At 62.4% G+C, this 22,822-nt stretch carries 18 protein-coding genes and 1 other RNA gene; 12 read left to right on the top strand and 7 right to left on the bottom strand.

From position 1 onward, the window contains the following. Positions 1–49: 49 nt before the first annotated feature. The 5 genes from G9X67_RS06745 to G9X67_RS06725 all read left to right on the top strand — a co-directional run bounded on the left by G9X67_RS06745 (position 50) and on the right by G9X67_RS06725 (position 7,974). Complete coding sequence (locus G9X67_RS06745) at positions 50–970, top strand: adenylate/guanylate cyclase domain-containing protein (protein WP_171598396.1); 921 nt, start codon at positions 50–52, stop codon at positions 968–970. 268 nt (positions 971–1,238) lie between these two features. Further along, positions 1,239–2,450, top strand: coding sequence for an efflux RND transporter periplasmic adaptor subunit (locus G9X67_RS06740; protein ID WP_138330542.1), 1,212 nt, complete (start codon positions 1,239–1,241; stop codon positions 2,448–2,450). Beyond that, entirely contained in the window at positions 2,447–5,602 is a 3,156-nt protein-coding gene (locus G9X67_RS06735) for an efflux RND transporter permease subunit (RefSeq protein WP_171598395.1), read from the top strand. Before G9X67_RS06740 ends, G9X67_RS06735 begins: the two co-directional genes overlap by 4 nt. Positions 5,603–5,875: 273 nt before the next feature. Further along, on the top strand, positions 5,876–6,874 hold the full coding sequence (locus G9X67_RS06730) for a flagellin (protein WP_027664293.1): 999 nt from the start codon (positions 5,876–5,878) through the stop codon (positions 6,872–6,874). 434 nt (positions 6,875–7,308) lie between these two features. Further along, positions 7,309–7,974: an OmpA family lipoprotein gene (locus G9X67_RS06725; protein ID WP_003541337.1), complete on the top strand. Its 666-nt coding sequence runs from the start codon at positions 7,309–7,311 to the stop codon at positions 7,972–7,974. A 51-nt stretch (positions 7,975–8,025) separates the two neighbouring features. Here the strand turns inward: G9X67_RS06725 and G9X67_RS06720 are convergent, their stop codons facing one another. Next, a complete protein-coding gene (locus tag G9X67_RS06720) occupies positions 8,026–8,433 on the bottom strand; it encodes a DUF2000 family protein (RefSeq protein ID WP_138330544.1) in 408 nt (135 codons plus the stop codon). A gap of 45 nt (positions 8,434–8,478) precedes the next feature. Here G9X67_RS06720 and G9X67_RS06715 point away from each other — a divergent pair, with 45 nt between their 5' ends. After that, positions 8,479–9,375, top strand: a complete 897-nt coding sequence (locus tag G9X67_RS06715) for an AraC family transcriptional regulator (protein ID WP_138330545.1) — start codon at positions 8,479–8,481, stop codon at positions 9,373–9,375. A gap of 76 nt (positions 9,376–9,451) precedes the next feature. Here G9X67_RS06715 and G9X67_RS06710 read toward each other — a convergent pair whose 3' ends face one another. Both G9X67_RS06710 and G9X67_RS06705 read right to left on the bottom strand, forming a co-directional pair. After that, positions 9,452–10,546: an AbrB family transcriptional regulator gene (locus G9X67_RS06710; protein ID WP_171598394.1), complete on the bottom strand. Its 1,095-nt coding sequence runs from the start codon at positions 10,544–10,546 to the stop codon at positions 9,452–9,454. Between the two features lie 256 nt (positions 10,547–10,802). Further along, positions 10,803–11,705, bottom strand: a complete 903-nt coding sequence (locus tag G9X67_RS06705) for a LysR family transcriptional regulator (protein ID WP_138330547.1) — start codon at positions 11,703–11,705, stop codon at positions 10,803–10,805. Between the two features lie 93 nt (positions 11,706–11,798). Between G9X67_RS06705 and G9X67_RS06700 the strand changes: the two genes are divergently transcribed. The 3 genes from G9X67_RS06700 (at position 11,799) to G9X67_RS06690 (ending at position 18,432) form a co-directional block, all read left to right on the top strand. After that, a complete protein-coding gene (locus G9X67_RS06700; RefSeq protein ID WP_138330548.1) occupies positions 11,799–12,833 on the top strand; it encodes an aldo/keto reductase in 1,035 nt (344 codons plus the stop codon). A 267-nt stretch (positions 12,834–13,100) separates the two neighbouring features. Then, positions 13,101–14,513, top strand: coding sequence for an FAD-linked oxidase C-terminal domain-containing protein (locus tag G9X67_RS06695; RefSeq protein ID WP_138330549.1), 1,413 nt, complete (start codon positions 13,101–13,103; stop codon positions 14,511–14,513). Between the two features lie 202 nt (positions 14,514–14,715). Then, positions 14,716–18,432: an AsmA-like C-terminal region-containing protein gene (locus tag G9X67_RS06690; protein WP_138330550.1), complete on the top strand. Its 3,717-nt coding sequence runs from the start codon at positions 14,716–14,718 to the stop codon at positions 18,430–18,432. 92 nt (positions 18,433–18,524) lie between these two features. Here the strand turns inward: G9X67_RS06690 and G9X67_RS06685 are convergent, their stop codons facing one another. The 4 genes from G9X67_RS06685 to ssrA form a co-directional block, all read right to left on the bottom strand. Beyond that, entirely contained in the window at positions 18,525–18,749 is a 225-nt protein-coding gene (locus tag G9X67_RS06685; RefSeq protein WP_138330551.1) for a ribbon-helix-helix domain-containing protein, read from the bottom strand. A gap of 154 nt (positions 18,750–18,903) precedes the next feature. Further along, entirely contained in the window at positions 18,904–19,098 is a 195-nt protein-coding gene (locus G9X67_RS06680) for a DUF4169 family protein (protein WP_003541320.1), read from the bottom strand. Positions 19,099–19,147: 49 nt separating this feature from the next. After that, entirely contained in the window at positions 19,148–19,663 is a 516-nt protein-coding gene (locus G9X67_RS06675; protein WP_003541317.1) for an SspB family protein, read from the bottom strand. Between the two features lie 127 nt (positions 19,664–19,790). Beyond that, positions 19,791–20,153, bottom strand: a transfer-messenger RNA (tmRNA) gene (gene ssrA / locus G9X67_RS06670). A 111-nt stretch (positions 20,154–20,264) separates the two neighbouring features. Here ssrA and G9X67_RS06665 point away from each other — a divergent pair. From G9X67_RS06665 to hflK, 3 genes are all read left to right on the top strand, one after another. Beyond that, positions 20,265–21,059, top strand: coding sequence for a thymidylate synthase (locus G9X67_RS06665; protein WP_129419960.1), 795 nt, complete (start codon positions 20,265–20,267; stop codon positions 21,057–21,059). A 13-nt stretch (positions 21,060–21,072) separates the two neighbouring features. Continuing rightward, a complete protein-coding gene (locus G9X67_RS06660; RefSeq protein WP_171598393.1) occupies positions 21,073–21,591 on the top strand; it encodes a dihydrofolate reductase in 519 nt (172 codons plus the stop codon). A gap of 148 nt (positions 21,592–21,739) precedes the next feature. Next, entirely contained in the window at positions 21,740–22,822 is a 1,083-nt protein-coding gene (gene hflK / locus G9X67_RS06655; protein WP_138330553.1) for an FtsH protease activity modulator HflK, read from the top strand.

Genomic DNA, 22,822 nt, shown 5'->3' with positions numbered 1-22,822 from the left:
CACCCTTTGCAGCGATCTTCCGGGGCGGATAGCGCGGAGACGAGAGACCATGAGTGAAACGCGGCGCAAGCTGACGACGATCTTCTGTGCTGACGTGCAGGATTATACGCGGCTGATGGGGGCTGATGAGGAAGGGACGCTCGCTGCGCTCAAACGCTGCCGGGAAGCGATGGGGCGCCTGATCGAAAGCCATGGTGGCCGCGTCATCAATACCTGGGGCGATGGGCTGATCGCCGATTTCCCGAGCGTGGTCGAGGCGGTGCGCGCGGCCGTCGACACCCAGAACGAACTCGCGGGTTTCAACGCCCGCCGCCCGGCCGACGGGCGCATGCTCTTCCGCATCGGCATCAATCTCGGCGACGTGATCGTCGAAGGCGACGACATCTATGGCGACGGCGTCAATATTGCGGCGCGGCTGCAGACGTCGGCTGCGGCAGGCGGCATCGTGATATCGAACACCGTCTATGACCAGGTCCGCAACAAGGTGGCGGTTGGTTTCGAGTTTCTCGGACCGCTGATGGTGAAAAATGTCGATGAAGGCGTGCCGAGCTACGCGGTGAAGATCGGCGATGCCAAAGACGAGACGCCTTCTGCGGAACGATCCGGCCCCGCGCGGCCGCAGCCGGCGTCGGTTATGGCGGCCGCTAAGGCCGAGACAACCCCAGCACCGGGCGGACGCAGGCTGTATGGCGTGCTCGGCGTCATCGCCGCCGTCCTGATCGGTATCAATCTCCTGTCGTGGCAGGGCGTCTTCTGGGCGCGTTTTCCGGTGCTCGCGCTGGCCGTCGTCGTGGCGCTCGCCTGGAACCGTGATCAGACCCGATTCAATCGCAAGATCACCTTGCTGGCGATCCTGGCGCTTGGCCTTGCCGGCATCAACCTTTTCACCTGGACGGGGCAGTTCTGGGCGGTGTGGCCGATACTGGGGATTGCGGCTACCATGGGCGTGCGGTGGTCGATGCGTCGATAGACATCCAACCCGCATCCTCGGGGATTTTGTACGGTATTTTGCTCGACAATCGGCAGGATTAAAGACACGGGCCAGTGTTCATTCAAGCAAAAGTGAGCGGCCGGGTTATTTCCATTCTTTGCTGATATTACAAATCGGTAATGCCGGCTGCTTATGCTTGCCGGTAAGCTGTAAACGCGCGATATTGTCGCATCAGACGGGAATCTCGATCCCGCAGCGCCTCTTTCGACCGACCCTGGTCCAACCTCGAGTCCCTCCGGAGACGTGAATGGCCTTTTGGAAGCAGTTTGTACTTTCGCTCATCGTCATTATTGCCGGCTTTGCCGCGTGGGTTTTCTTCGTGCCCGGCGCCGGCGATACGATGCGCGATGCAGGCATTCCAGACAGCATCGTTTCCAAGATCGCGCCGAAGGCCGGGGAGACGGCCGATGCCGACGCTCCCGCCCGGGCGCAAGGGCAGCAGCGTGGCGAGGGACAAGGGCAGGGACAGAACCGCCGCAATGGCGGCGGGCGCAACAACACCATTCTCGTCGCGACGCAGGCCGTCGTCCAAGGGATCGTCAACGACCGGCTGAACGCCATCGGCACGGGTGACGCGATCCGTTCGGTTGCGGTCACGCCGCAGGCATCCGGCACGATCCGCGAAATTCTCATCAAGTCGGGCGATAGGGTGACGGCCGGCCAGGTGCTGGCCAAGCTCGACAGCGAGGAGCAGGTGATCGCCCGCGGCCAGGCTGATGTGGCGGTCAAGGCCGCCGTCGAGAAGTCGAATCTCTATCACAACATCAAGTCCAGCGTGTCGCGCATGGACGTGTTCGATTCGGAGATCGCCGAGCAGGGCGCGCGGCTGCAGCTGCAGGCCGCCGAGCTCAATCTCGCCCGGCGCAACATCACCGCGCCGATCGACGGCATCGTCGGCATCGTGCCGGTCAATATCGGCGACAACGTCACGACGAGCATCCCGATCGTCACTCTTGACGACCGTTCGGAAATCCTTGTCGACTACTGGGTGCCGGAGCGCTTCGCCAATACGGTGTCGGTCGGCCAGCCGGTCGAGGCGATGTCTGTGGCAAGGCCGGGGCAGGTGTTTTCGGGCTTGGTCGAAGCCGTCGACAACCGCATCGACGCGGCAAGCCGCACGCTGCGCCTACGCGCCCGGATCGACAACAGTTCGGACGAGCTGCGTGCCGGCATGTCCTTCAGTGTCAGCATGAAATTTCCTGGCGACAAATATCCGGCTGTCGACCCGGTCTCCGTGCAGTGGGATTCGCAGGGCTCCTTCGTCTGGCAGGTCAACGACGACAAGTCGCATAAGGTGCGGGTCAGCATCGTGCAGCGCAACCCGGATTTCGTGCTCGTCAAAGCCGATCTCGAGGATGGCGACGTGATCGTCACACAGGGACTGCAACGCGTGCGTGAGGGTGGGGCGGTGCGCGTGAGCGCCGATGTCGCCGCGACTGCGGAGGTCGCCACCCAATGAACGTGACCGAAATTCATCAGGACCGGGCGTCGGGCAAGCAGAGCTTCACTGCACTTTTCGTTCGTCGACCGATCCTGGCGCTGGTGTTCAACACGCTGATGGTCGTTGCCGGCCTTGCCGCCTATGTCGGCGTCGAGGTGCGCGAACTGCCCGATGTCGACCGTCCCGTCGTCACCGTGCGCACCACCTTCGACGGCGCATCGCCGCAGACGATCGACCAGGAACTGACCAAGGTGATCGAGGGGGCGGTCGCGCGCGTCAGCGGCCTGAAATCGATTTCGTCGACCTCGTCCTTCGGTCAGAGCCGGGTGACGCTGGAATTCTCGGATGCGATCGATCTCTCGGTCGCCGCCAACGACGTGCGCGACGCGATCGGCCGCATTACCCAGAACCTGCCCGACGAAGCGGATGCGCCGCAGATCGTCAAGGCGGATTCGGATTCCTCGGCGATCATGCGCCTTGCCGTCACCTCCACCAATCTCAACATGGACGATCTGACCCAGCTCGTCGAAAACGAGGTGATCGATCGCCTCGCCTCCGTCGACGGGGTTGCCGACGTCGAGGAATATGGCGACCAGGAGAAGGTCTTCCGCGTCGATGTCGACCAGGGGGCTCTTGCCGGCCGCGGGCTGACCATCGGCGACCTGACGAAGGCACTCGACAATGCCGCACTCGACGTGCCGGCCGGCTCGCTGAAGAGCAATACGCAGGATATCGTGGTGCGCGCCACCGCCAACCTGCAGACCCCGGCGGATTTTTCCAACGTCATCCTGCAGGACCGCGTCCGGCTCGGTGACGTCGCGACGGTGATGCTTGGACCACGCGACGGCGAAACGGCGCTGCGCTCCAACGGCAAGCCGGGCATCGGCCTCGGCATCATCCGCCAGGCGCAATCGAATACGCTGAACATCTCGACCGGCATCAAGGCCGCCGTCGACCAGCTGTCGAAGACGCTGCCCGAGGGCACGACGATCGCCATCACCAGCGACGACGCCGTCTTCATCCAGGGTGCGATCCACGAGGTGGTGCTGGCGCTGGTGCTCGCCGCCGTCATCGTCACCGCCGTCATCTACCTCTTCCTGCGCGACTGGCGGGCGACACTGATCCCGGCGGTCAGCATGCCGGTGGCGCTGATCGGCACGCTGGCGGCGATCTACATGGTCGGCTTCTCGATCAACATCCTGACGCTGCTCGCAATCGTACTGGCGACCGGCCTCGTCGTCGACGATGCGATCGTGGTGCTCGAAAATATCGTACGCCGGCGCTCCGAAGGCATGGGGCCGCGCGCTGCCGCCGTGCTCGGAACGCGCGAGGTGTTCTTCGCCGTCGTCGCCACGACGGCGACGCTGGCGGCGGTGTTCATTCCGCTCTCATTCTTGCCGGGACAGGTCGGTGGCCTCTTCCGCGAATTCGGCTTCGTGCTCGCCTTCTCGGTCGGGCTGTCGTCGATCGTGGCGCTGACGCTGTGTCCGATGCTCGCCTCGCGCATGCTGACCAAGCCGATGCTCGAAGATCACGGCATGCTCGGCCGCTTCGGCGGGGCGCTCGCCGATCTCTACAAATGGGCGCTGCACGGCTGTCTCAACGCGCCCTTCGTCGTCATCCTGTTCTCGGTGATCTTTGCCGGTGCGGCACTCATCGCTTTCTCGACGGTGAAGAGCGAGCTGACGCCCGAAGAGGACCGGTCGCTGGTGATGATGCGGTTGACGACGCCGCAGGGATCGAGCCTCGAATATACCCGCGACAAGATGCAACTCGTCGAAGAATATCTGCAGCCGTTGGTCGACAGCGGCGACATCCGCAATATCTTTTCGATCTCCGGGCAGGGCGGTTCGCTGAACAGCGGCTTCATGGTGCTGACGCTCGCCCCCTGGGGAGAGCGTGACAGGACGCAGACGGAGATCGTCGGCGATATCAACCAGGCAGCCTCTAGGGTGCCGGCCCTGCGCGGCAATGCTATTTCCTCGAACAGCCTTCGCATCCGCGGCGCCGGCAGTGGTCTGCAGATGGCGCTGATCGGCAATGATCACGAGGCGCTGACGGCGGCGGCCGCCAAGCTGGTTCAGTCGCTCGAGGCCACCGGCCAGTATGATACGCCGCGCCTGACCAACGAGCCCAGCCAGGCGCAGGTATCGGTGGCGATAGATCGCGAGCGCGCCTCGGATCTCGGCATCGACATAACCGGGCTGTCGACGGCAATCCAATCACTGCTCGAAGGGCGATCGGTGGTCGACGTCTTCGTCGACGGCGAATCCTATCCCGTGCTTCTGACCTCGACGACGCGGCCGATCGACGATCCGACCGATCTTGAGAACGTGTTCCTGAAGACCGGCGACGGCAAGATCGTACCGATGTCGGTCATCGCCACGATGAAGGAAGGTTCGGTCGCGCCGCAGCTCAACCGCGAGCAGCAGCTCGCCTCCGTCGCGATCACCGCCGGCCTCAGGAACGGCATGTCGCTCGGCGATGCCGTAAGCCAAGTGACTGCGCTCGCCGAGCCGCTGCTGCCGCCAGGCTCTCGCCTGTTGCCGCTCGCCGAGGCGGCGACGCTCGAAGAGAATTCGAGCGGCATGGCGCTGACCTTCGGCTTCGCCATCGTCATCATCTTCCTGGTGCTGGCCGCGCAGTTCGAAAGCGTGCTGTCCTCGCTGATCATCATGTCGACGGTGCCGCTTGGTCTTGCCTGCGCCGTCTTCGCACTTGTTATCACCGGCTCCACCCTCAATATCTACAGCCAGATCGGCCTGGTGCTGCTCGTCGGCGTCATGGCGAAGAACGGTATCCTGATCGTCGAATTCGCCAATCAGCTGCGCGACCGGGGCGAGGATGTGCGGTCCTCGATCGAGAAGGCCTGCGCGCTGCGCCTTCGCCCCGTGATGATGACGATGATCGCCACCATCCTCGGCGGCGTGCCGCTGGTCTTTGCCCATGGCGCCGGTGCCGAAGCACGCGTTGCGCTCGGCTGGGTGATCGTCGGCGGCCTCGGCTTCGCGACGCTGGTGACGCTGTTCATCACGCCGGTTGCCTATCTGCTGCTTGCCCGCTTCGCCAAGCCGCACGCCCACGAGGAAGCGCGCCTGCACGAGGAGATGTCGGTCGCCACTCGGCCGCGCGCCGCACCCGATGACGAGCAGCTGCAGGCCGCCGAATAAGGTTTTATCCGATTACGAAACGCCGCCGGCCAACCTCGTCCGGCTGCGTTTCTTATGGTGTATGAAACCTTGCAAAATAAGCTAAATTACTTCTGAAGTTTAGTCGTTTGTTAAGCATAAACGGCAATGATTGTGACCAGTAACCGACTGGTCTTCTTCGTTTCTTGAAGGCTGCGATGCGCTGGAGTTTCAGCGACCCCGAACATGACTGTCCGTGCGGCACGGTTCATTTTTAGTTCAGTTTGCGTCTGTTGTGTTTTGGAGTTTAGTCCCGTGAGTATTTATCAGCGCGTCTCCGTGGACGCGGCGCTTTATGTGCTGCGTGATATCAATCGGAATATGACGGTCACGCAAAACCACATCACGACGGGTATGCGTGTCGAAAAAGCCAGCGACAACGCCGTCTACTGGTCGATCGCCACCACCGCGCGGACCGACAATAAAGCGGTTTCGGCGATCCAGGATGCGCTTGGCATGGCCGCGGCGACGATGGGAACGGCCTATACCGGCGTTCAGAGCGTCATCGACGTCGTCTCCGAAATCAAGGCAAAGCTGGTTGCCGCAACCGAAGACGGCATCGACAAGAACAAGATCAACGAAGAGATCAAACAGCTGCAGGAGCAACTGCGCAGCGTTTCGGAATCGGCGACCTTCAACAGCGACAACTGGGTGGTCCTCACCAACGATGCGACGCCGACGCAGCCGCGCCAGATCCCGGCCTCGTTCATCCGCAACGCCGACGGCACGATCTCGATCGGCATGCTGAGCTACCATATCGACAATACGCCCGTCGGGGCGACGACCTCCAAGGACGCGCGCTACCTGATCGATGACCGCGCCACCGGTTCCGGCGAATATGGGGTGCTGACATCGGCCTATTTCGCCACCGAACTCGGTGCTGCGCAAAATTACGTGCTGATGACGAGCAAGAACGGCACGACCACCGGGCAGGTGGTGATCTCGGTGACATCAAGCACGACGCAGGGCCAGATCGGCCAGATGATCAGCGTCGTCGATGCCGCGCTGACGCAGCTGACGACGGTCGGTTCGGCTTTCGGCGCGCTGGAAAAGCGCATCAACCTTCAGAACGACTTCGCCACGAAACTGCACGACAACATCACCGCCGGCATCGGCCGGCTTGTCGATGCCGACATGGAGGAGGAGTCGAGCAGGCTGCGGGCGCTGCAGACGCAGCAGCAGCTCGGCCTGCAATCGCTGAACATCGCCAACGCCACTTACGACACCATGCGGCAGCTCTTCCAGAACTTCTAAGAGGGCGACCCCACTTTCCCTCATTCCTGTGCTCGTCACAGGAATCCAGTGCGCCGAAGCCCTTGGGCGCGATAGACTTTTTCAATCGCAACATTGAGCCATTCACCGCGCGGACGCGCGGTGGCTGGATTCCTGTGACGAGCACAGGAATGAGGGAGGAGAAGTGGGCGCTCCAACACGCGCTACGGAGACGTCAGTCGATGACGGCAATCGTAATGAACGGCACCATCGGCCTGAAAACCGCAATGGCAGGCACGGCTTTATACCTATGGAGGCGCAGGAGCAGTCATCGGCTAAAACTGGTGATATCAGCGCATTCCCGCAACATGGCTGTGTTTCGACGTCCGAATTTGCCCTATCAGGAGAGCATCTTCATTTTCTTGCCGCAATCCTTGCCATTTGCTCGCATCAGTCGAACGGAGACCGTCCTGTCCATGATCAAAAAATTCATACTTCTCGCTATTGCCGCAAGCTATCTCAGCGCCTGCACGACGACCGATCCCTATACCGGTGAACAGAAGGTTTCCAATACGGCCGGCGGCGCGGCGCTCGGCGCGCTGGGCGGTGCTCTCGTCGGCGTGGCTGTCGGCGGCGGTGGCCACGGCAAGCGTAATGCGGCGTTGATCGGCGCAGGCGTCGGGGCTCTCGCCGGCGGTGCGATCGGCAACTACATGGACCAGCAGGAATCCGAGCTTCGCGCCCAGCTCGAAGGCACCGGCATTTCGGTGACCCGCAACGGCGACAACATCATCCTCAACATGCCGTCGAACATCACCTTCGATGTCGATCAGGACGCGGTGAAGCCGGGCTTCTATCCGACGCTGAATTCGGTGGCGATCGTACTGCGCAAGTTCAACCGCACGCTGATCGACGTCAACGGCCATACGGATTCGACCGGCAGCCTGCAGCATAATCAGGACCTGTCGCAGCGCCGTGCACTTTCGGTTGCCGATTATCTCGGCGGCCAGGGCATCGACCAGCGCCGCGTCTCCGCCGTCGGCTTCGGTCCGTCGCAACCCGTTGCCTCCAATGCGAGTGAGGCCGGCCGAGCGCAGAACCGCCGCGTCGAGATCCAGATCGCGCCGATTACGCAGGGCTGATGCTGGCTCATACCGTTTGCGGAAAGGCCGGGTCACGCCCGGCCTTTTTCGTCAGTGCTGCATCGTTGCGCCCTTGGTGATCTTGTCGACGATCTTCTTTTCGGCGCGCAGGGCGATGCCGACCACCTTGGCGTCTTCGGGCGCAAATTCTGCGAAGACGGCGCGGTTGGCCGCGTCGTGGCCGGTCGCAAACATCTCCTCGATGAACAGCGAGCTTGTGATATCGCGCTCCAGCGCGCGGCGGTGAACGGCTGATATGGTCGCCTCGTCGGCGGAGAGCACGATGATCGGCTGGATCGATAGGGGATTATAGAGATTGCCGGCGCGGTCCCTGTAGGCTTCGCCGATGATCTCGGGATGCCGGCCGGCGATGCCTGTCATCAGGAAGGCGGTGACGTTCAGCTTCTGCCAGCCGGCAAGATTGTTTCGCAGGACGACGGCAATTTTGGTATCATACATCGGACGGTCTTTCACCTATCTACGGGTTATGGAGTATCGGACGCGTTGAACCAGGACTTACATCCGCAGGTCTTCGAAGGTCTTGAACGTTTGTGCGCGGGACCATCCGGCAACGCCATCCTGGCTGCGCCAGCCTTTCCCGGCATCGAGCGCATCGAGGCGCAGTTCTCAGGCAATGCTTTCGAGCCGCATCGGCACGACACCTATGCACTCGGCGTGACTCTGAAGGGGGTTCAGACCTTCCGCTATCGTGGCGAGCGGCGCTTCAGCCTGCCGGGGCAGGTGATCGTGCTACATCCCGACGAAGAGCATGACGGCGGGGCGGGGACGGAGGATGGGCTGCAATACCGCATGCTCTATCTGGAGCCATCGCTGCTTCTCGAATGCCTGAAGGCGGATGGCGTCGGCCTGCCTTATGTCGATGAACCCGTGATCGGCGATCCTGCGCTAGCAGGCGTGCTGCTGGCAGCACTCGGCGAACTCGACCGCGAACTGGACGCGCTTTTCGTCGACGATTTCGTATCTCAGGTGACGGGCGGGCTGTCACGGCATGCGCGTATGCCTCGCCGACCGCTGGGCCTGGTCGCCTGGCGGCAAGCGCGGGCGGCACGGGATTATCTCGAGGCGCATGCGACCCGGGCAGTGAATTCCGGCGAGCTTGAGGCGGTGACGGGTCTCGATCGTTTCGCGCTGGCGCGGCATTTCCGGGCGGCCTTCGCCACCAGCCCGCATCGCTACCTTCTGATGCGGCGGCTGCAGCGGGCCCGGGCGATGATCGGCGCGGGCGAGGGGATTTCCGATGTGGCGGCGGCGACCGGCTTTGCCGACCAGAGCCATCTCAACCGCCATTTCAAGAAGGCCTACGGCATGACGCCCGGCCAATGGGTAGCGCTCGCGCACAACCCCAAGCAGGGCACTAGAGCAATTCCAGGAAAAGTGTGAAGCGGTTTTCCGTCCGGAATTGCGTAAAAACAAAAACTTAGAGCGGTTCTGCGTTTCCATGAAAAGCTGAACCGCTCTAGACGGGATTTTCCGCAAGGCCGGAACGGCGGGCGATGAAACGCGCGAGCATCGGGCCGATCATCATGATCACCAGGAAACGGCCGGTCTGCATTGCCATGACGAAGGGCACGTCGACATCGCTGGAGGCGGCGATGATGGCGACGGAATCGGCGCCGCCGGGGCTGGTGGCGAGATAGGCGGTCAGCGGATCTATGCCTGCGAAGACGTGAAGCGCCACCGCCATGCAGCCGCAGAGCGCCATCAGCAGCACGATGCAGGCCGATACCCTCGGCAGGGCGCGCGCCACGTGCTTGAGGATCGAGCGGGTGAAACGCAGGCCGATGCTCCAGCCGACCAGTGCATAGGCGATGGCGAGCAGCCACATCGGTAACTCAATTTTCAGAAGGCCCATGCCCTGCAGCAAGGCGCCGAGAAAGAGCGGCACGATGATCGTGCCGCCTTGGAGGCGCAGGCGCCGGACGCCATAGGCACAAAAGGCGGTAAAAGCCATCGTCGATGCAAAGGCTGGCCAGTCGATCTCGGGAAAGAGGACGAGCGGCGGCGGTTCGGCGCCGTCCGCTGCCACCCACAGGCGCGAGATCACAGACGCGCCGACGGCAACGAAGACGACGCGCAGATACTGCATGAAGGCGACGAGACGGGCATCGGCGCCATAGGCTTCCGACATGATGACCATGGCGGAGGCGCCGCCCGGCGAGGAACCCCAGACCGCGGTCGTCCCAGGCAGCACCTGCCAGCGCGTCAAAAGCCAGCCGAGGCCGGTGGCGATGGCGATGACCGAGAAGATGAACAGCAGGAAGAGCGGTGCGTCCTTCGCCATGGTGCCGAGAATGTCAGGGGTGATGGTGCGCGCCATCATCAGGCCGACGAGGACCTGGCCGAACTGCAGCGGCCAGAAGGGCACGCGAAGCTTTCCCTTGCCGACGGTCAACGCCAGTGCGATTGCCGCGACCATCGGCCCGATCAGCAGCGAGGCCGGCAAAGCGAAGAGTTCTAGGAAGACGACGAGGGCGGTCGAAAGTGCCAATAGCAGCGCCCATTTCGGCAGGCCGGCATCCCGCAGCAGGCGGCTTGCGTCGCTGAGTGACATGATCCCCGTGTCTTTCCTGGCCGGTGCCAAGCCCTGAGGCTGAAGATGGGAGGGGCTCCGGCATGACGAAGAAAGGCCGGCTGCAGGAGCCGGCTGGCGCGGGTTCGGTATAGGCGGGTGGAAGGCGAGCGGTCAATTGCCAAATTTGGCTTCTCGGCGTCTTAACATGCGAATTTGATTCATGCGGCCGCTTTAAGTCATTGTTTTTGTGTATGTCGCCCTCCTACGTCGCTGCACGGTTTTGGGCGCGGTACGGTCAGAAACGCACATGGCTGGCGAGAAAATCGAGCAGTGCGCGTACGCGTGCCGGCAGCGGACCGCCCTGGCCCATATAGACGGCGTAGAACTCCTCGAGATCGCCGGGATTGGCCTCTTCGAGCACCGGCACCAGGCGGCCGGCATCGATATCGCCGCGCACGGTGAAGGCGGCGAGCCGGGCAAGGCCGGCGCCTGACAAAGCGAGGTGGCGCATCGCTTCGCCGTCTCCCACCTGCACGCCCGGAATGATCGGGATCATCACCGTTTGGCCGTCCTCGCGTAGCGGCCAGCCCTCGATGGCGCGGGCGTAAGAAAAGCCGATGCGGCAATGGCGGCGGAGATCGGCGATCGTGCGTGGTTTGCCATGACGCGAGAGATAATCCGGCGACGCGACGATGATCTTGCCGGTGGCGCCAAGCTTGCGGGCGATCAGGCTGGAATTCTTCAAGGGGCCGGCGCGGATTGCGACATCGGCGCGCTCCTCCATCAAGTCGACTATCCTGTCGGTATGGGAAATATCCAGCGTCACAGCCGGATGAAGCGCCATGAAGGTCGGCACGAGCGGCGCCAGCACATGATTGCCGAAAGAGCCGCTGGTGTTGATGCGGATGCGGCCTGAGGCCTGTTCACCTGTCGAGGCCTGACGTTCAGCCTCGGCGATATCGGCAAGGATGGCGATGCTGCGCTCGTAGAATGCACAGCCTTCCGGCGTCAGCTGCAGCTTTCGGGTAGAGCGGTTGACGAGGCGGACGCCGAGGCGTGTCTCAAGCCGGGCGACGAGCTTGCTGACAGCCGACGGCGTCATGCGCCGGGCCGTGGCGGCGGCGGAAAAACCGCCGCGCTCGACGACACTGACGAAGACTTCCATTTCGCCGGAGCGATTGATGTCGTGACGACTCATGATGAATTCAAATCACAGATGATTTGCTTTCAGGCAATCTATATCATCGAACGTCTGAGGTCTATCTGAGCATAAACTTAAGGAGACACATCCATGGACTACAGAAATCTCGGCGCCTCCGGCCTCAGAGTATCGGTCTTGAGCTTCGGCGCGGGCACATTCGGCGGCAGCGGGCCGCTGTTCGGCGCCTGGGGCAATACCGATGCCGAGGAAGCGCGGCGGCTTGTCGATATCTGCCTCGAAGCCGGCGTCAATCTCTTCGACACGGCCGATGTCTATTCGGCCGGCGCTTCCGAGGAGGTGCTCGGCCAGGCGATCCGCGGCCGGCGAGACGCTGTGCTGATCTCGACGAAGACGGCGCTGCCAATGGGCGAGGGGCCTCAGGACTGGGGAACGTCGCGAGCACGGCTGATCCGCGCGACCGAGGATGCGCTGCGCCGGCTCGGGACCGACTATATCGACCTGCTGCAGCTTCATGCTTTCGATGCCTCGACGCCGGTCGAGGAGGTGCTGTCGACGCTCGACGGGCTCGTCGCAGCAGGCAAGATTCGCTATGTCGGCGTTTCCAATTTTGCCGGCTGGGAGCTGATGAAGTCGCTCGCCGCCGCCGAGCGCCACGGCTATCCGCGTTATGTCGCCCATCAGGTCTATTATTCGCTGGCAGGGCGCGACTACGAATGGGAGCTGATGCCGCTCGGCGCCGACCAGGGTGTGGGAGCCCTCGTCTGGAGCCCGCTTGCCTGGGGACGGTTGACCGGCAAGATCCGCCGCGGCCAGCCGTTGCCTGAGGCAAGCCGGCTGCACGAGACGGCGCAATACGGCCCGCCCGTCGACGACGAGAAGCTGTTCGACATCGTCGAGGTATTACACGCCATCGCAGGCGAGACCGGCCGGACGGTGCCGCAGATCGCCATCAACTGGCTGCTTAACCGGCCGACGGTATCGAGCGTCATCATCGGCGCCCGCAACGAGGAGCAGCTCAGGCAGAACCTCGGCGCGGTCGGCTGGAGCTTGTCGAAGGAGCAGATCGAAAGGCTCGACGCCGTCAGCGCGGTGACGGCGCCCTATCCCTATTTCCCCTATCGGCGACAGGAGGGTTTTGCCCGGCTCAATCCGCCGATCGTCTGAGGCGCCGGGGACGGCGGATTTGTCTATAGCAGCCGGCCTATAACAAAGTGGGAATGAAATCTTCTGCCAATCTTAACTGGACAGCCGCTTTGACTTGCCGCATACCCAGCCTGCTGCATAATTCCTTAAATCGGAATCGATTTAAGGATGAAATTATGCAGCAATTCTAGAGTCCTACAGCGTCCTTTGCGCGGCTGAAAAGACGCGCGGCGCTGTAGCCTGCGGAACACGATATGGTTTCTGCGGAATGGCAGGGAGATCAAAGGGATGGCGCTGAAGGACGCGAAGGCGGGCACACGCAACGAGGCTGGAATTGCCGCGGTGCTCGGCATTCTCAAGCAGAGCTTCGGCGAGCGTTTCCAGACCGGCCAGTCCTTCCGCGAACAGCATGCCCATACGACCACCTATATTCCGCCGCAACTGCCCGACGGGGTGCTTTTCGCCGAGAACGCCGAGGATGTGAAGGCGGCGGTCAATGTCTGTGCGACCCACAAGGTGCCGGTGATCGGTTTCGGTGTCGGCACCTCGCTGGAGGGGCAGGTCAATGCCGCCAATGGCGGTATTTCGATCGATTTCAGCCGCATGAACCGGGTGCTCGAGGTCAATCCCGAAGATCTCGACTGCACCGTCGAACCGGGTGTCACACGCGAGGCGCTGAACATCCACCTGCGCGATACCGGCCTGTTCTTCCCGATCGATCCCGGCGCCAACGCCTCGATCGGCGGCATGGCCTCGACGCGGGCCTCCGGCACCAATGCCGTGCGCTACGGAACGATGAAGGACAATGTGCTTGCCGTCACCGCCGTCACGGCCAATGGCGAGGAGATCCGCACGGCCCGGCGCGCCCGTAAATCCTCGGCGGGCTACGATCTGACGCGGCTCTTCGTCGGCGCCGAGGGCACGCTTGGCATTCTGACCTCGGTGACGCTGCGCCTGCAGGCGATCCCGCAGAAGATCGCCGGAGGGGCCTGTGCCTTTCCGAGCATCAAGGCCGCCTGCGATGCCGTCATCATGACGATCCAGATGGGCATTCCGGTGGCGCGCATCGAGCTGCTCGACACGGTGCAGATGCGGGCCTGCAACGCCTATTCCAAGCTCTCCTATGCCGAAAGCCCGACGCTGTTCCTCGAATTCCACGGCACCGACGAGACTGTGCCGCTGCAATCGGCAGCCTTTGCCGAGATCGCCGCCGAATGCGGCGGCGGCGAATTCCTATGGACCGCCAATGCCGAGGAGCGGACGAAGCTCTGGAAGGCGCGCCACGACGCCTATTGGGCTGCAAGGGCGCTGGCGCCCGGGCTTGCCGCACTTTCGACCGATGTTTGTGTTCCGATATCGAGGCTTGCCGATTGTGTTTCCGAAACGCAGGCGGATATCGAGGAGCATGGGCTGCTGGGGCCGATCGTCGGCCATGCCGGCGACGGGAACTTCCATGTGCTGCTGTTGTTTGATGACAAGAGCACCGAAGGCGTCGCCGTAGCCGAGGCTTTCGTGCAACGGCTCAACCGGCGGGCGCTCGCAATGGACGGAACATGCACCGGTGAACACGGGGTCGGACAGGGCAAGATGGCGTTTCTGGAACAGGAGCTCGGCGGCGCGGTGGATCTGATGCGACAGGTGAAACAGGCGCTCGATCCGGACGATATCTTCAATCCCGGCAAGATTTTCCACCATGGCTGAAAACGAAACATTCTCATGAAGTTGGGTCTTGCCCCCGGCATGAATAGCGCTAGAACAAGATGATGGTAGGCCGGCTCGCCCTGAAATCTGAATCCTGTTCTCAATTAAAGAGTTAGAGCATGATGTCGTCCGAAAACCGCTCACACTTTTCGGCATCATGCTCTAGTGTCGGCAACAGAATCCCGAATGGAGACGCTTTGCATTGGTAGGCCGGTTCCTCGTCTTTCTGGGGGGAGTGATCGTCGTAGTGCTGTTTGTGGCGCTGCTTGCGCCGCTGTTCATCGACTGGACGGATTTCCGCAAGAATTTCGAGGATCAGGCAAGCCGCATCATCGGCAAGAAGGTCACCGTCTACGGCACGGTGGATGCGCGCCTGCTGCCGTTCCCGTCGGTGACGCTGCATGACGTGCGCGTCGGCCAGGAAGCTGACGGCACGCCGATCGTCAAGGTCGAGCAGTTCTCCATGGATGCGGAGCTCGCGCCTTTCCTGTCGGGCGAAGCGCTGATCTTCGACATGCGCGTCGTCAATCCGAAGGTGCGCTTGAGATTGCTCAAGGACGGCACTCTCGACTGGATGCGTGGCAGCCGCGCGGAAATACCGGCAAGGACCGTCGTTCTCGAAAACGTGCATGTCAGCGGCGGCGAGGTCGAATTCATCGACGATCAGTCGGGTCGCTCGCGTCGCATCACCGGCCTCAACGCGGAAATGTCGGCAAAGTCGCTGGCTGGTCCCTGGCGCATCGAGGGCGACGCCGCGCTCGACGGCGAGCACGGCGGCTTCTCGATCTCGAGCAGTCAGCCGGACGAGAAGGGCGTGCTGCGCATGCGCACAAGGCTTTCGCCGGACAAGCACCCTGTCAGCGTCGATCTCGACGGCGAGCTGAAGCTCGTCGACAGCAAGCCGAACTATCAGGGCCAGCTTTCGGCCGCGGTCGAGATCCGCAACAGCGCCAAGCCCGCCAACAAGAAAGAGCAGCCGCCGCGCGTCAAGGGCCGCTTCGAGCTCACCAATGAACGCATTCGGATTCCCGAATACAGGATGGAGATCGGCCCGACGGACGACCCCTATGTCATAACAGGCGAGGCGACGCTCGATACCGGCAATGCGCCGGAATTCCTGTTGACCGCCGACGGCCAGCAGATCGATGTCAACCGCATCGGCAATCAGGGCTCGGCCGGCAAGACGACACGGGATCCCGCTGTTTCGGCGCGCCAGAGGCTGAATTCGCTGATCGATATCGTCGCGCAGGTGCCGATCCCGCAGGTGCCGGGCAAGGCGAGCGTCAAGCTGCCGGCGATCGTCGCCGGCGATACGACGCTGCGCGACGTACAGCTGGAGCTCGAACCGGCCGGCACCGGCTGGCTGATCGACAGCGTCACCGGCACGCTGCCGGGGCGCACGCAGGTGGAGGGCAAGGGCAAGCTCCTGCTTCAGGGCGAGCCTTCGTTCAACGGCCAGATCCTGGTGGCCTCCAGCCAGCCGACGGGGCTTGCCTCCTGGCTAGCCGGCTCGGTCGATCCGGCCATCCGGCAATTACGGCAGGCGGGCTTTTCCGCCAATGTCAGCCTGACGCATGAATTGCAGCGTTTCGAAAATCTCGAGGTCGCCATCGGACCGGCGACGCTGAAGGGCCGGCTGGAGCGCCAGGCGATCTCCGGCCAGACGCCGACGCTATCGGTGGCGCTGAACGGCGATACGCTCGATCTTGACGCGCTGCAGGCGCTGAGCGGGCTGATGACCGGCCAGGATGCCGGCGACAACGTGCTCGACCACAAGATCGCCGCCCAGCTCAAGGCCGACAAGTTCACCGCCTTCGGCGTCAGTGCCGAGAATGTCGAGACCACGTTTACGATCGCCGATGGCGCGCTCGCCGTCGATCGGCTGTCGATCAAGAATATCGCCGGCGCCGAGTTGACGGCGACGGGCAGGGCGGAAGGCTCGCTGCTCGATTACAAGGGTGCGGGCGAGATCACCTTCAAATCGGCCGATCCCGGCGCCTTTTTCACCATGCTGCGCGAGCACCTGCCGCATCACCCGGTGCTCGACCGGCTGGTGCGCAATGCCGGCTGGTACGGCAATACGGCGCTTCGCGGCGCGCTGACGCTCGGCGGCGACGAGGGCAATGCGCTGACGGTGACGCTTGCCGGTGTGGCGAACGGCAGCCGCGTCAATCTCGATTACCGCATGTCCGACCTCCTGGCGCTGACCGGCAACGGCACGACGAGCCTCGAGGCGACGCTCGAAAACGCCGTCCCATCAGTTCTGTTCGGCCAGGCCGGGCTCGACCCGCTGCCGGTCGATGTCGGCGCCAATGGCCGGCTGACGCTGAAGGTGAAGGCATCGGGCAACGATCCCGCCGACGCGGCGCTGACCTTTGCGACCGACCGGACCTCGTTCATGGCCAACGGCAAGGTCGATGTCCGGCCGGAGACCTTCATGAATGGCCAGATCGCGCTTTCGCTCGACAGCGCCGATATCGACCCCTATCTCATCATGAACGGCATCGCCCTGCCGCAGACCGGAACCGGGCTGCCGTTCGGCCTGCAGGTCAATGCCGCCGTCGACAGCGACAAGATCGTCTTTTCCGATCTCAAGGGACATGCGGCCGACAACGAATTTTCCGGTGCGCTGACCTTCGACCGTAAGGCTGCGAAGACGACCGCGAGCGGCGGGCTGACACTCTCCAAGGCCGATGCCGGCTGGCTCGGCGAGGCGGTGTTCGGCCAGATCGTCGATCCCGCCAACGGTGAGCTGACGACGGCGGCGCTGGGGCTGCCCATCTTCAAGGATCTCGACGTCAACGTGAAGCTGGCGGCCAAGGAGTTCTGGCCCGGCTTGCCGGAAACGGCGGTGTCGGACTTCACCAGCAATGTTGCCTACAAGGGCGACGAGCTGCAGCTCAACGACATGGCCGGCAACTGGGACGGTGGAAAGCTCTCCGGCAACCTGCTCTTCACGAATGCCAGCGGCACCGGTTTCCTGCAGACGAAGCTTGCGCTTGCCGATTCCGATCTTTCCGGCGTCGTCTGGCTGCGCGACGGCGCGCCGATCGCCAACGGCAAGTTCGGATTGTCGCTGTCGATGGAGGCCTCAGGCAAGACGATCGGCGAGATCGCCAGCTCGCTCAATGGTTCGGGCGAACTGAGGCTCGGCGATACCAGCATACGCGGGTTGAACCTTGCCATCCTTCCGCCGCTGCTTGCCGCGACCGATACGATGCAGGAGCAGATCAATGCCGGCAAGGTGCATCCGATCATCGAGACGCTGCTCAGCAACGGCGAGGCGAAGCTGCCGCCGCTCGGCATCCCCTTCAACATCGCCGACGGGACGCTGAGGGTGCAGAATGTCACCGTCGCCAACGATCTCGCCCGCATCACCGCCGATGCGCAAATCGCGCTACCGGAAGAGCGGATCAGCGCGACGCTGGGTGTCGGGTTCAATCCCGGCACAGAAACGCTTTCCGGCGCCGAGCCGGCGCTCCGGCTGAATTTTTCCGGCATGCTGCCGTCGCCCGGCAAGACGATGGATGTGACCGATATCACCAGCTATCTGTCGCTGCGCGCCTTCGAGCGCGAGCGTCGGCGCGTCGAGCGGCTGCAGGCGATTGTGCTCGAAAAACAGCGGCTGCGCCGCGAGGTGGCGCTCTACCGGTTCAACGACGCCGAGCGCATCAAGGCGGCCGAGATCGAGCAACAGCGGCAGGCGGAGGAAGAGCGGCTGCGCGCGCTGGCGCAGAAAGCAGCCGCTGAGAAGGCTGCTGCCGAGGCGGAGGCCGCACGCGCGGCGGAAGCCAAAGCGAAGGCGGATGCGGATGCGCAGGCGAGGGCCGCTGCCGAGGCGGAAGCAGCACGGCGCAGCGGGCAAGCGCAGCCCAGTCCGCTCAATTTCGATCAGTTGCCGGGCGTTCAGGCGCAGTGAAAGCGCATAGAATTTGATTCATGCAAGACGCTTCAGGTCTTTGTTTTCATTAATGTCGCCCCAAATCGCTACGCAATTTTGAGCAGCATGCATCAAGGCTGGTGGCCGCCGCCGGCCTTCAGCCAGGAAAGCACATGCAAGCGCAGCGCCGAAGACAGGTTGCTGTCCGGTGGGCGGTGGTCGTCGATTTCGGAGATTAGGGCGGCGAGCGGTATCGAACGGGCTGCGGCAATCGTCTTCAGCTCGGTCCAGAACTCATCCTCCAGCGAGAAACTGGTGCGATGGCCGTGCAATGTCGCCGAATGCTTGCGAATCATGGGGCCTTCACATCCCGGACGGAGCACAGCGCGTCAGAGACGCGTTCCGGACTCTCTATCAAATTAAGCGTGGGTTGGTAGATTGATTCAAGGAAAGGGCGCAAGTGGCTGATCGCAGAATCCATTCCAGCTTTTCACGCTTTGCGTGAAAGCGTCACGCGCCGTCGTCATCCGTCTCGATCCGGCCGTCGCGATGGGCTTTGTCGGCCTTGTCGTTCAGGCTGCGGGTCAGTTGCTTTTCGGTCTTGGTGCGGCCGAAGGAGATGCGGTTCTGCTCGGCCTGCTTCTCCTTTTCGGAGCGGGCCTGCTTCTTGCGGAACTGGCGCAGATTGATGATTTCGGCGCTCATGCGGTTGCCTGGACCCTCACGAAAAAGGGAGGCTTGGCCTCCCTTCAAATCACTGCTTCTTGCGGAAGGAGTCGAGCGAGACGACGGAGCCCGGTTTCTTCTCCTCGCCGTCGGCGGGTTTTGCGCCTGCGGCGTCATCGGGTTTTCCGGCCGCATCCACCGGATAGGCGGTGATTTCTCCGGACGGCAATTCCTCGCCATCGGCGAGCGGTACGTCGAATTCGAGCTCGAAGTTGACGGAGGGATCGTAGAAGCCGCGGATCGCATTGAATGGAATGACCAGCTTTTCCGGAACGTCTGAGAAGGAAAGACCGATCTCGAAATGCGTCTCCGTGATCTTCATGTCCCAGAACTGGTGCTGGATGACGATGGTCATCTGCTCGGGGTATTTCGACTTCAGGTGCTGGGAGATGCGCACGCCGGTGGCGCCGGTGAGGAAGGTGATGAAGAAGTGATGATCACCGGGCAGACGGCCCGTCGCTGCGACTTCCGCCAATACCTTGCGGATGACGCCGCGAAGTGCATCCTGTGCCAGAATGTCGTAGCGGATATGATCCTGCCCCATGCTTTTCCTGTCTTTCGTCGGTTCGGAGTCTTTTCACAAGGTTGTATGCCACGTCCGGGCGCCTTGGGAAAGACCGGAGCCGAGTCACGTTTTTAAGCAACATACATGATTTCGGCGGCAGGGAGAAGGTGAAGGCTTCTGTTGCCAGGTGCCTTCGGACCCCGCCTAGAGGTGCGAACCACTAGGACTTTATTTGAAGTGTCACACCGCGATTAAGCAGCGAGACGAGCTTCCGCATAGTTGTCGTTTGCAACTACAATTTTAGCCCGATAACGGCGGTACAATGCCGAGCAAAAAGACGATCTTTACACCCTTGTCGATCCTGTTTCGCCCCCATCAAAAGCCGGCCTTTGAGGCCGCCGGTTTTTGGTGGAGGCGCCGGGTACCGCCCCCGGGTCCAATAGGTTTATTACACCGCTCATTTATCGCCATAGCCGACCCGAAAGCCGGCAAGGCTGATATAGTGGTTTCCTCAGCCCAAGGAAAGGGCAAACGTCATAAAAGCGTTATGCGACCCATCAGAAACATTGGGAAAATGCCCGTCGGTGATTGGTTTCCCGGTTCCGAGGGCTTAAATTGGCCGAAACGGAATCAGCGCGACATGAAGCAATATCTCGATCTCTTGAATCATGTGATGGAAAAGGGCTCCGACCGGGGCGACCGCACCGGCACCGGCACACGCTCGGTCTTCGGCTACCAGATGCGCTTCGACCTCGAAGAAGGCTTCCCCGTCCTCACCACGAAGAAGCTGCATCTGCGCTCGATCATCCACGAGCTTCTCTGGTTCCTGAAGGGCGAGACGAATATCCGCTATCTCAAGGAGAACGGCGTTTCGATCTGGGACGAATGGGCCGATGCAAACGGCGATCTCGGGCCGGTCTACGGCGCCCAGTGGCGCTCCTGGCCAGCGCCCGACGGCGGCCATATCGACCAGATCGCCAATCTCGTCAAAGGCATCGTCAACAATCCGAATTCGCGCCGCCACATCGTTTCGGCCTGGAATCCGGCCGAAGTAGACGAAATGGCGCTGCCGCCCTGCCATTGCCTGTTCCAGTTCTATGTGGCTGACGGCAAGCTTTCCTGCCAGCTCTACCAGCGCTCGGCCGATATCTTCCTCGGCGTGCCGTTCAACATCGCTTCCTATGCGCTGCTGACGATGATGGTGGCTCAGGTGACCGGGCTGAAGCCCGGCGATTTCGTCCACACGCTCGGCGACGCCCATCTCTATCACAACCATTTCGACCAGGCGAAGCTGCAGCTGGTGCGCCGGCCGAAGCCGCTGCCGTTCATGCGCATCAAGCCTGATGTGAAGGACATTTTCGGCTTCACCTTCGACGATTTCGAGCTGATCGGCTACGAGGCCGATGCCAGCATCAAGGCGCCGATCGCCGTCTGATCCGGGATATTCCATGGCCGACATTCGCAGGACCATTATCGCCGCCGTTGCCCGCAACGGCATTATCGGCCGCGACGGCGACATGCCGTGGCGGCTTTCGAGCGATCTCAAGCGCTTCAAGGCGATGACATTGGGAAAGCCTGTCGTGATGGGCCGCAAGACTTATGATTCGATCGGCAAGCCGCTGCCGGGACGGCCGAACGTCGTCATTTCGCGGCAAGCGGCGATAGACCATCCTGATGTCTCCATGGCCCATTCGCTGTCCGAGGCGATGACGGCGGCCGACAGGCTGGCGCTCGAAACCGGCGTCGACGAGATCTGCATTCTCGGCGGCGGGCAGGTCTATGCCCAGGCGATCGGTCTTGCCGACCGGATGTGCATCACGCATGTCGAGGCCGATCTGGAAGGAGACGCGTCGTTTCCCGCGATCGATCCCGCCATCTGGCAGGCGGGGGAGGCGATCGCGGTTCCGGCCGGCGAAAAGGACAGGTATCCCACGCGTTTCATCGTCTACGAACGCCGTTACGCCTGAAAATGAACTATTTTCCAATTAAATTGACCAAGTTTCTCACGCTGCGTTGAAAGCCGATGCGGTGATACCTATAACGGTCACCAACGCGTCCACCGGTCAGCCCCCACGGTTTCGGATGCGTGGAGACTTAACGAACAACGAGGTTTTGATGCCCTGGAGCAATCAGAATGGCGGCGGCGGCCCTTGGGGCGGCGGCGGCGGTAATAATCAGGGACCATGGGGACAGGGGCCGAACCGGCCGCGCGGTGGCGGCGGCAAGGGCGGACCGCCTGATCTGGAAGATATCATCCGGCGCGGCCAGGACCAGCTGCGCAACATCATCCCCGGCGGCTTCAACGGCGGCGTGGCAGTGATCGTCGTGGCGATTGTCGCCGTCTTCTGGCTGATCCAGTGCATTTATGTCGTGCAGCCGGACGAGCGCGGCGTCGAACTGCGGTTCGGCAAGCCGAAGGACGAGATTTCCATGCCGGGCCTGCATTTCCACATGTGGCCGATGGAGACCGTGGAGACGGTCAAGGTGACCGTGCAGCAATTGAACATCGGGGCGACTTCGGCATCGTCTTCGAACGGCCTGATGCTGTCCAGCGACAAGAGCGTCATCAACGTGCAGTTCGCTGTCTTCTACACCGTCAGCGATCCCAAGGCCTATCTCTTCAACGTCGAAAATCCGGCAGAGACGCTGCAGCAGGTTTCCGACAGTGCCATGCGTGAAATCGTCGGCCGACGCCCGGCGCAGGACGCCTTCCGCAGCAATCGTCAGCCGATCGAAGTGGACGTGCTCAATATCCTGCAGGACACGATGAACCGCTATGGCGCGGGCGTGACCGTGACCGGCGTGACGATCCAGAACGTGGCGCCGCCGCGGGAAGTCGCCGATGCTTTCGAAGAAGTGCAGCGTGCCGGCCGTGACCGCGACAGCACGATCGAAGAGGCCAATCGCTACACGAACCAGAAGCTCGGCCAAGCGCGAGGCGATGCGGCCAGAATCCGTGAAGATGCAGCCGCCTACAAGGACCGTGTCGTGAAGGAGGCGGAAGGTGAAGCGCAGCGATTCACCGCGATCAACGACGAATATTCCAAGGCGCCCGACGTGACCCGCAAGCGGTTGTATCTCGAAACGATGGAGCAGGTGCTGAAGAATTCCCGGAAGGTCATTATCGACGAGAAGCAGGGCGTCCTGCCCTATCTGCCGCTCAATGAGCTCGGCAAGCCGGCGCAGCAGGGAGGTTGA

It is taken from the genome of Rhizobium sp. WYCCWR 11152 (assembly GCF_013087615.1).
GTDB classification, from domain to species: Bacteria; Pseudomonadota; Alphaproteobacteria; order Rhizobiales; family Rhizobiaceae; genus Rhizobium; species Rhizobium indicum.
Note: the sequence above shows the minus strand (reverse complement) of the source record. Positions and strands in the feature narration are given on the sequence as shown.

Excerpts from the sequence above, each read along its gene's own strand:
- G9X67_RS06665 (WP_129419960.1), top strand. The coding sequence starts at position 20,265 with ATGAAGCAATATCTCGATCTCTTGAATCATGTGATGGAAAAGGGCTCC.
- G9X67_RS06720 (WP_138330544.1), bottom strand. The coding sequence starts at position 8,433 with ATGTATGATACCAAAATTGCCGTCGTCCTGCGAAACAATCTTGCCGGC.
- G9X67_RS06725 (WP_003541337.1), top strand. The coding sequence starts at position 7,309 with ATGATCAAAAAATTCATACTTCTCGCTATTGCCGCAAGCTATCTCAGC.
- G9X67_RS06695 (WP_138330549.1), top strand. The coding sequence starts at position 13,101 with ATGGCGCTGAAGGACGCGAAGGCGGGCACACGCAACGAGGCTGGAATT.
- G9X67_RS06685 (WP_138330551.1), bottom strand. The coding sequence starts at position 18,749 with ATGATTCGCAAGCATTCGGCGACATTGCACGGCCATCGCACCAGTTTC.
- hflK (WP_138330553.1), top strand. The coding sequence starts at position 21,740 with ATGCCCTGGAGCAATCAGAATGGCGGCGGCGGCCCTTGGGGCGGCGGC.
- G9X67_RS06745 (WP_171598396.1), top strand. The coding sequence starts at position 50 with ATGAGTGAAACGCGGCGCAAGCTGACGACGATCTTCTGTGCTGACGTG.
- G9X67_RS06705 (WP_138330547.1), bottom strand. The coding sequence starts at position 11,705 with ATGAGTCGTCACGACATCAATCGCTCCGGCGAAATGGAAGTCTTCGTC.
- G9X67_RS06710 (WP_171598394.1), bottom strand. The coding sequence starts at position 10,546 with ATGTCACTCAGCGACGCAAGCCGCCTGCTGCGGGATGCCGGCCTGCCG.
- G9X67_RS06735 (WP_171598395.1), top strand. The coding sequence starts at position 2,447 with ATGAACGTGACCGAAATTCATCAGGACCGGGCGTCGGGCAAGCAGAGC.
- G9X67_RS06700 (WP_138330548.1), top strand. The coding sequence starts at position 11,799 with ATGGACTACAGAAATCTCGGCGCCTCCGGCCTCAGAGTATCGGTCTTG.
- G9X67_RS06660 (WP_171598393.1), top strand. The coding sequence starts at position 21,073 with ATGGCCGACATTCGCAGGACCATTATCGCCGCCGTTGCCCGCAACGGC.
- G9X67_RS06675 (WP_003541317.1), bottom strand. The coding sequence starts at position 19,663 with ATGGGGCAGGATCATATCCGCTACGACATTCTGGCACAGGATGCACTT.
- G9X67_RS06740 (WP_138330542.1), top strand. The coding sequence starts at position 1,239 with ATGGCCTTTTGGAAGCAGTTTGTACTTTCGCTCATCGTCATTATTGCC.
- G9X67_RS06680 (WP_003541320.1), bottom strand. The coding sequence starts at position 19,098 with ATGAGCGCCGAAATCATCAATCTGCGCCAGTTCCGCAAGAAGCAGGCC.